Below are 6607 nucleotides of genomic sequence, written 5' to 3' on the forward strand. Positions count from 1 at the left end.
TCATGAGGCGTGTTTCCGTTGGCCGGCCCAGGGGGCCAGCATAAAGCTGAATGCCAGGCCCAGGCTGACCGACAGGCCGAAATTACTCACTGCCGGGGTACTGGACACCGCCAGCAGGCCGAACGACAACCAGGTCGTCAGCGCTGCCAGCAGCGTCCCTAAAAGGCTGACCGCGGGGCCGCCGATCTGTTCGCGCATCAAAATCGCATAGTCGACACTGATGGCCGTGACCAGCAGCAACCCGAACAGGCTGAACAGGGTCAGCGGCTGGCCCAGCCAACCCAGGCTGGCCAGGCTGCACAGTGCAGCCAGCAACGGCAGGGCGACGATGCGCAGGGCCCCGCCGAAGCCGAACGGCAGGATCAGTAACAGCACGATCAGTACGCACGACATCAACTTCAATTCGGCGGCGCTGATCTGCGTGTCGGCGAATACACGGTTCAAATCCCCGAGACGATCCACCAACTGCACGCCGGGCAGGTCCACGGCTTGCAGCCGCAGCAGCGCCGGGTTGTTCAAGCCCTGCAGGCTGACCATGGCCGCCACGCCGCCGTCCACCGGGCCCAGCCACAGGGTGCGCCAGGGTTCGGCCAAGGGGCCCACCAGTGCAGCGTCGATGTCTTCGGTGGGCAGCGCTTGCAGTTGCGCGACTTCGGCGTGCAGGGCGCCGGCGGGCACGCCGAGGTCCAGCAGCGGCTGCCAGTGCTGTGGAAGTGTGCTCAGGGCGTCGCGCAGTTGCTGCTGTTCGGCGGGCAGGCTGACCAGTTGGTTGAGCGCCAGGTAACCCTGGAGCTTGTCCATATTCACCAACTGGTCCAGGCGTTGGCCCAGGGCGGCTTGGCGCTCCAGCAACTGCGGCTGGTTGTCGGCCCGTATCAGGAAAAACTGGCTGGTGGGCTGGAAACCGGTAATGCGCGCCACGGCCTGTGCCTCTTGCAGCAACTGCGGCGGCGCGCCGATCCACTGGCGGATATCGTTTTTGCTGTTCAACTGCCAAAGGCCGCCGGCGCAGAACAGCAGCACCCACACCAGCAGCACCGGACTGGGCACACGCTTGAGCAAGGCGGCCCGCACCCGCCACAGGCATTCGGCGACGCGCAGCGGCCATTGTGCCGGGCGCAGTTCGACACCCTTGAGCAGTGCCGGCAGCAGGCACACCGCTGACAGGTAGGCGCCGACCAGGCCTGCGGCGGAGAACACCGCGATTTGCGTCAAGGCCGGGAAGGGCGTCCAGGCCAGCGCCAGGTAGCCGATGCAGCTGGTGGCCAGGCTCAGGCTCAGCCCTGGCAGCGTCAGGCGCAATGCCGGCCAACTGCGCCAGGGGTTCATGCTCCAGCTTTTCGACAGGTAGTGCAGCGGGTAATCCACCGCGACGCCGATCAGGCTGGAGCCGAGCACCAAGGTCATCACATGCATATGGCCGAACAGCGCCACGCAAGCGACGGCACCAAACAGCATGCCCACCAGCACCGGCACAAACGCCAGCAATACCCGCCAGCGGCGGAACGCCAGCAACAGCAACAGCAGAATACCGACGGTGGCGCCGCCGCCGACCCAGGTGATTTCCCGTGTGGCCTGTTGCTGGCCGTTCGCCGCGTAAAGCAAACCGCTGGCGGCGAGCAATTGCGCGCCGTGTTCGCCGGCCTGCGTGCGGCTGGCCTGGAGCAGATCCGCCACCTGCAGCGGCAGTTTCATGTCGAAGGCATTGCCGGTGGTACGTGCCCGCAGCAGCACCCAGCTCTTGCCGTCGGCATCGGCGATCAAGGCGCCGCTGCCGATGTCCAGTTGCACCGAGCCGCGTTGCGGCTGGCTGTTCTGGATGCGCCCGGTCAGACCCAGCCAGTCGTCCTGGCTCGGCACCAGGCTGAAGCCGGTGAAGGGGTCGAACAGCGACTGCACCCGTTGCTGGATGAACGCGTCGGGGTGGTCGATCAGCTGTTCGCGGTCCTTGGCCGAGAGCATCGCCAGGCGTCCGTGCAGCAACTGCTCACGCAGCGCCGGCAGGTCGGCTTGCAGGTTCCATTGGACCTTCTCGAACAAGCCGCTGGCCTGCCAGCGCTCGCCCAATTGCTGGGCCACGGCCACCGCTTGCTGGCGATCGGCGTGCCCCACCAACACCAGCATTTCGCGGTTGAGCGGCTCTTGCATGCGCTGTTCGGCTTGCAGTTCCAGGGCGTCCGGCGTACTGCCCGGCACCAGCTCCATCAGGTTGGCCGACAGCGGTGCGCCGTGGCGCCACTGCCAGCCGGCCAGGGCCAGCACGGCCACCAGCAGGATCAGGAACAGGCGGGGCAGCAGGCGCTCACTGGGCAAAGTCGTGTTGCTCCGCGTCGCTCAATGGCTGGCCGGCGCTGCTGTCCTGCATGCGCAGCACAGTGCTGTCGCCTTGGGTTTCCAGCAGTTCGATGGTGTGCACCAGCTCACCACCGTCGATATTGATCTGGGTGAATACCTGCTTGAGCAGCAGTGAGCGCGGGACCAGCGTGAGCTTCCATTGCCGGGCTTCGCCTTGCAGTTGCAGCTCGAAGTCGCGCTGCAAGCCACTGCTGTCGCCCTGGAGCACGGCGAGGAACAGACGGTTCTGTTCAGCACCGGCGCTCTTGTTCGGCAGCAATTGCCAGCCGTTGGCGTCACGGCGGGCAATGCCTTGGGCGCTGATGCGGTAGTCCTGTTGCAGCGGGGTTTTCAGCAGCCACAGCAGGCCGTGGTCCTTGGCCAGGACGAAGGTGCCTTTGCTGACCAACGGCTGCGGCAGCGCACGCAGGTGTTTTTCCTGGATGAAGCTGCCGTGGATCACTGAGGGTTTGGCCAACTGATCGCTGAGTTGTTGCAGGTCGAAGGCCTGGGCTTGAAGCGACAGCAGCAACGCGCCGAGGAAGGTGATCAGTTTCATGACAAGGCCCTGTCGACGGCGTCGGTGAATACTTTGGGGGACGCCAGCTGCATCTCGCGAGTGGCGATGTCCACCGCCACCTGCACGGTGCTGGCGCGGGTCAGGCGCTCGCCGCTGGCCAGGTCGGTGATCAGGTAATTGATCTTCAAGCGGTTCTCCCATTCCACCAGGCTGGCGCGCACGTTGATCGTCTGGCCGAACACCGCACCGCGCACATAGCGCAGTTGCATGTCGATCACCGGCCAGGCGTAGCCGGCTTCGAGCATGGCCGTGTAGTTGTGGCCGATCTTGTCCAGCAGCGCGCAGCGTGCGATTTCCAGGTACTTCACGTAATGCCCGTGCCAGACGACGTGCATGGTGTCGACGTCAAAAAACGGCACCAGGATTTCGGTGTCGCTGTGCAATACGCCAGGGCTACGCATGCAGCCTCCAGTGTTGCTCGGCGATGCGTTGCAGGCACAGGCGCAGTTCGCCTTCGAGGGCACGGTCTTCGATGACCGGCGGGAAGTCCTGGGCCAGCTCTGCATGCATGGCCGCCAGCGCCGGCGGCAACGGGCGTGCGTCGTCGGCCTGGGCGCGCAGCCACACGCCCTGGTTGGCAGCGAGCAGGGTGGCGGCGGCGACCTGTTCGGTCAGCTCCAGCACGCGGATCGCATCGCGGGCGGCGATGGTGCCCATGCTCACCTTGTCCTGGTTGTGGCACTCGGTGGAGCGCGAGAACACGCTGGCCGGCATGGTGTTTTTCAATGCTTCGGCGGTCCAGGCGCTGGTGCCGATCTGCACCGCCTTGAAGCCGTGGTTGATCATCGCGCGGTCCGCCGGTGCACCGGACAGGTTGCTCGGCAGGCCGTGGTTGTAGCGCACGTCCACCAGCAGGGCGAGCTGGCGGTCGAGCAGGTCGGCGACGTTGGCCACCAGGGTCTTGAGGCTGTCCATGGCAAAGGCGATATGCCCACCGTAGAAATGTCCGCCGTGCAGCACGCGCTCTTCTTCGGCGTCGATGATCGGGTTGTCGTTGGCGCTGTTCAGCTCGATCTCGATAAACGAACGCAGCCAGTTCAGGCTGTCCGCCAGCACGCCGAGAACGTGGGGCGCGCAGCGCAGCGAGTAGCGATCCTGCAGGCGATGCAGCGGCGCGGTCGGCGCGTCGATCGCCAGGTCCTTGCGCAGCCAGGCGGCGACTTGCATCTGCCCCGGGTGCGGCTTGGCAGCGAACAGGCGCTCGTCGAAGTGTTCCGGGTTGCCTTGCAGCGCCACCACGTTGAGTGCGGTGATGCGCGTGGCCAGTTGCAGCAGGTAGTCGGCACGGGCAAAGGCCAGGCAGGCGATGCCGGTCATCACCGCGGTGCCGTTCATCAGTGCCAGGGCTTCCTTGGGGCGCAGTACCAGCGGCTCCCAGCCGAGTTCGCGGTGCACGTCGGCTGCCTGGCGACGCTCGCCACGGAACAGCACTTCGCGCTCGCCGGACAGGGTCGCGGCCACGTAGGACAGCGGGGTCAGGTCACCGCTGGCGCCCACCGAGCCTTCTTCCGGGATCAGCGGCAGTACGTCGTGTTCGAGGAAGGCATGCAGGCGCTCCAGCAGTTCCACGCGCACCCCAGAGACACCGTGGCACAGCGACTGCAAGCGCGCCGCCAGCACCGCACGGGTGGCTTGGGCGTCGAGCAACTTGCCCAGGCCGCAACCGTGGAAGGTGTACAGGTGACGGGGCAGGGCCTCCACGTGTTGCAACGGCACCGCGACCACGCAGGAGTCACCGTAGCCGGTGGTCACGCCGTAGATCACGCCTTCCTTGTCCAGCAGCGAGTCGAGGAACTGCGCGCCCTTGGCAATGCGTTGGCGATATGCGGTATCGCCTTGCAGCTGGGTAGGCACCTGACGGTTGGCCAGGGCCAGCACGTCTTCGATGCGCAGGTGGCGTTCGCCAAAGGTTACCGGCTCAAGATGCGTCGTCATCGGTCTTCCAGAAAGGGTAAAAGTTGAACCATTGTAGGGGCGCTTCCAGGCAGAACTGGCCCAGGCGTGCGGCGTAGCGCGCGGTCCACAGGGCGATGACCTGCTCGCGGGTGCTGCGTTTCCATTCGATCAATTGCGCGAAGGGCTCGATGGTCAGGTGATAGCGGCCCTGGTGTTTCAGGCACATCAGCAGGTTGACCGGGCATTTCAGCAGGCCCGCCAGCAGCCACGGGCCTTGGGGGAACGCGGCGTCATGGCCGAGGAAATCCACGCGCACCGTGCGCCCGCCATGCAAGGGCACGCGGTCGCCGGCAATCGCCAGCCACTCGCCGTCGTCCAGGCGCTGGCTGAGCAGCAGCATGGTGGCCGGGTCCAGCTCGCTGACCTGGATCAGGCGCAAGTGGGTGGCACCGGCTTCGCCCAGCAGGCGGTTGAAGCGTTCGGCGTGCTTGGTGTGCACCAGCACGTTCATGGTGACCTGTTCGCCGATTTCCGCCAGCGCGCGGCACACTTCGAGGTTGCCCAGGTGGGCGCCCACCAGCATCTGCCCGCGCCCGCCGCGCAGTTGCCCGCGCAGTTTTGCCGGGTCGTTGATGTCGATCTGTTCCAGGCGCAGCTTGCCGTTCCACACGTCGAGTTTGTCGAGCAGGGCATCGGCGAAGGCCATGAACTGGGCAAAGACTCTGCGCTGGCTGGGGCGCAGTTCATCGCGCCCGCTCCAGTCGGCCAGGCACTGCTGGTATTGCCAGGCGCTCTGGCGCGCGGTGCGTCCGAACAGGAAGAAGTACAACACGATGCCGTACAGCACCGGGCTCAGCAGGCGGCGGCCGAGGACCTTGGCGGCGAGGGCGGTGAATTTCATCAGCCAGTAGCTGCCGCGCTCTTCACGGTCGGCCCAGTGCTTGGTGCTGTCGCTCATGCCTGCCACCGTCGCCACAGGATCAGCGGCGCACGCACCAACATGCCGAAGAACAAGCGGGTGTGCATGGTGCTGATGCGCACGTTGTCGCGGAACAGGCGGAAGTGCGACAGGCCGTCGGCCGGGTAATGCACCTGGGTCGGCAGCCAGCGCATCGGCTGGTTGCGCCAGGCCAGGCGCACCAGGATGTCGGAGTCGAAGTCCATGTGCGTGCCGATATAGGCCGAGTCCATCAGCGCCAGCACCGGTGTCAGCGGGTACACGCGAAAGCCGCACATCGAGTCGCGGATCTGCAGCGACAGGGTGTTGATCCACACCCACACGTGGGTCAGGTAGCGCGCATACAAACGGCCCTTGGGCACGCTTTCGTCGTATTCGGGATAGCCGCAGATGATTGCGTTGGGCTGCCTGCGGGACGCGTCGATAAACGTCTCGACTTCGCGCAGGTCGTGCTGGCCGTCGGCGTCGACCTGCAAGGCGTGGCTGAAGCCCAGGCGTGCCGCTTCGCGAAACCCGGCCATCACCGCGCCGCCCTTGCCCTGATTGGTCGGCAGGGTGAGCAGGGTGACATTGTCCAGCCGCGCCAGTTGCGCCAGCACCGCTGCGCAGGCCGGGCTGCTGCCATCGTCCACCAACAGGCACGGCAGGCCACTGTCCAACAGGCTGTGGACCACGGCGGGCACGGCGGCTTCGTGGTTATAGACCGGGATCAGGGCGCAGGGGTTATGCATGGTGTCCCTCACCGTCTGGTAAATAACCTGTGGTGGGGGGGGGGGGGGGGGGGGGGGGGGGGGGGGGGGGGGGGGGGGGGGGGGGGGGGGGGGGGGGGGGGGGGGGGG

Annotated in this window: 6 protein-coding genes; all 6 read right to left on the bottom strand. The window is 66.2% G+C overall.

Annotated elements, in window-relative coordinates:
* The 6 genes from AC07OT_RS30325 to AC07OT_RS30350 are packed head-to-tail and all read right to left on the bottom strand — an operon-like array spanning position 1 to position 6499.
* Positions 1–2313, bottom strand: coding sequence for an MMPL family transporter (locus AC07OT_RS30325; protein ID WP_495109814.1), 2313 nt, complete (start codon positions 2311–2313; stop codon positions 1–3).
* Positions 2303–2893, bottom strand: a complete 591-nt coding sequence (locus AC07OT_RS30330) for an outer membrane lipoprotein carrier protein LolA (protein ID WP_495109815.1) — start codon at positions 2891–2893, stop codon at positions 2303–2305. Before AC07OT_RS30330 ends, AC07OT_RS30325 begins: the two co-directional genes overlap by 11 nt.
* Positions 2890–3315 (bottom strand): acyl-CoA thioesterase, encoded by a 426-nt coding sequence (locus AC07OT_RS30335; protein WP_495109816.1) that lies wholly within the window; start codon positions 3313–3315, stop codon positions 2890–2892. Before AC07OT_RS30335 ends, AC07OT_RS30330 begins: the two co-directional genes overlap by 4 nt.
* Positions 3308–4849: an HAL/PAL/TAL family ammonia-lyase gene (locus AC07OT_RS30340; protein WP_495109817.1), complete on the bottom strand. Its 1542-nt coding sequence runs from the start codon at positions 4847–4849 to the stop codon at positions 3308–3310. The genes AC07OT_RS30335 and AC07OT_RS30340 overlap by 8 nt, the downstream gene beginning before the upstream one ends.
* Positions 4833–5768, bottom strand: coding sequence for a lysophospholipid acyltransferase family protein (locus tag AC07OT_RS30345; protein ID WP_495109818.1), 936 nt, complete (start codon positions 5766–5768; stop codon positions 4833–4835). The genes AC07OT_RS30340 and AC07OT_RS30345 overlap by 17 nt, the downstream gene beginning before the upstream one ends.
* Positions 5765–6499, bottom strand: a complete 735-nt coding sequence (locus AC07OT_RS30350) for a glycosyltransferase family 2 protein (protein ID WP_495109819.1) — start codon at positions 6497–6499, stop codon at positions 5765–5767. The genes AC07OT_RS30345 and AC07OT_RS30350 overlap by 4 nt, the downstream gene beginning before the upstream one ends.
* Positions 6500–6607 lie beyond the last annotated feature (108 nt).

This window comes from Pseudomonas sp. GW821-FHT09C10, from assembly GCF_059418085.1.

What these genes read in the sequence shown, in the direction of transcription:
- AC07OT_RS30330 (WP_495109815.1), bottom strand. Translation starts at nt 2,893, where the DNA reads ATGAAACTGATCACCTTCCTCGGCGCGTTGCTGCTGTCGCTTCAAGCC.
- AC07OT_RS30335 (WP_495109816.1), bottom strand. Translation starts at nt 3,315, where the DNA reads ATGCGTAGCCCTGGCGTATTGCACAGCGACACCGAAATCCTGGTGCCG.
- AC07OT_RS30340 (WP_495109817.1), bottom strand. Translation starts at nt 4,849, where the DNA reads ATGACGACGCATCTTGAGCCGGTAACCTTTGGCGAACGCCACCTGCGC.
- AC07OT_RS30345 (WP_495109818.1), bottom strand. Translation starts at nt 5,768, where the DNA reads ATGAGCGACAGCACCAAGCACTGGGCCGACCGTGAAGAGCGCGGCAGC.
- AC07OT_RS30350 (WP_495109819.1), bottom strand. Translation starts at nt 6,499, where the DNA reads ATGCATAACCCCTGCGCCCTGATCCCGGTCTATAACCACGAAGCCGCC.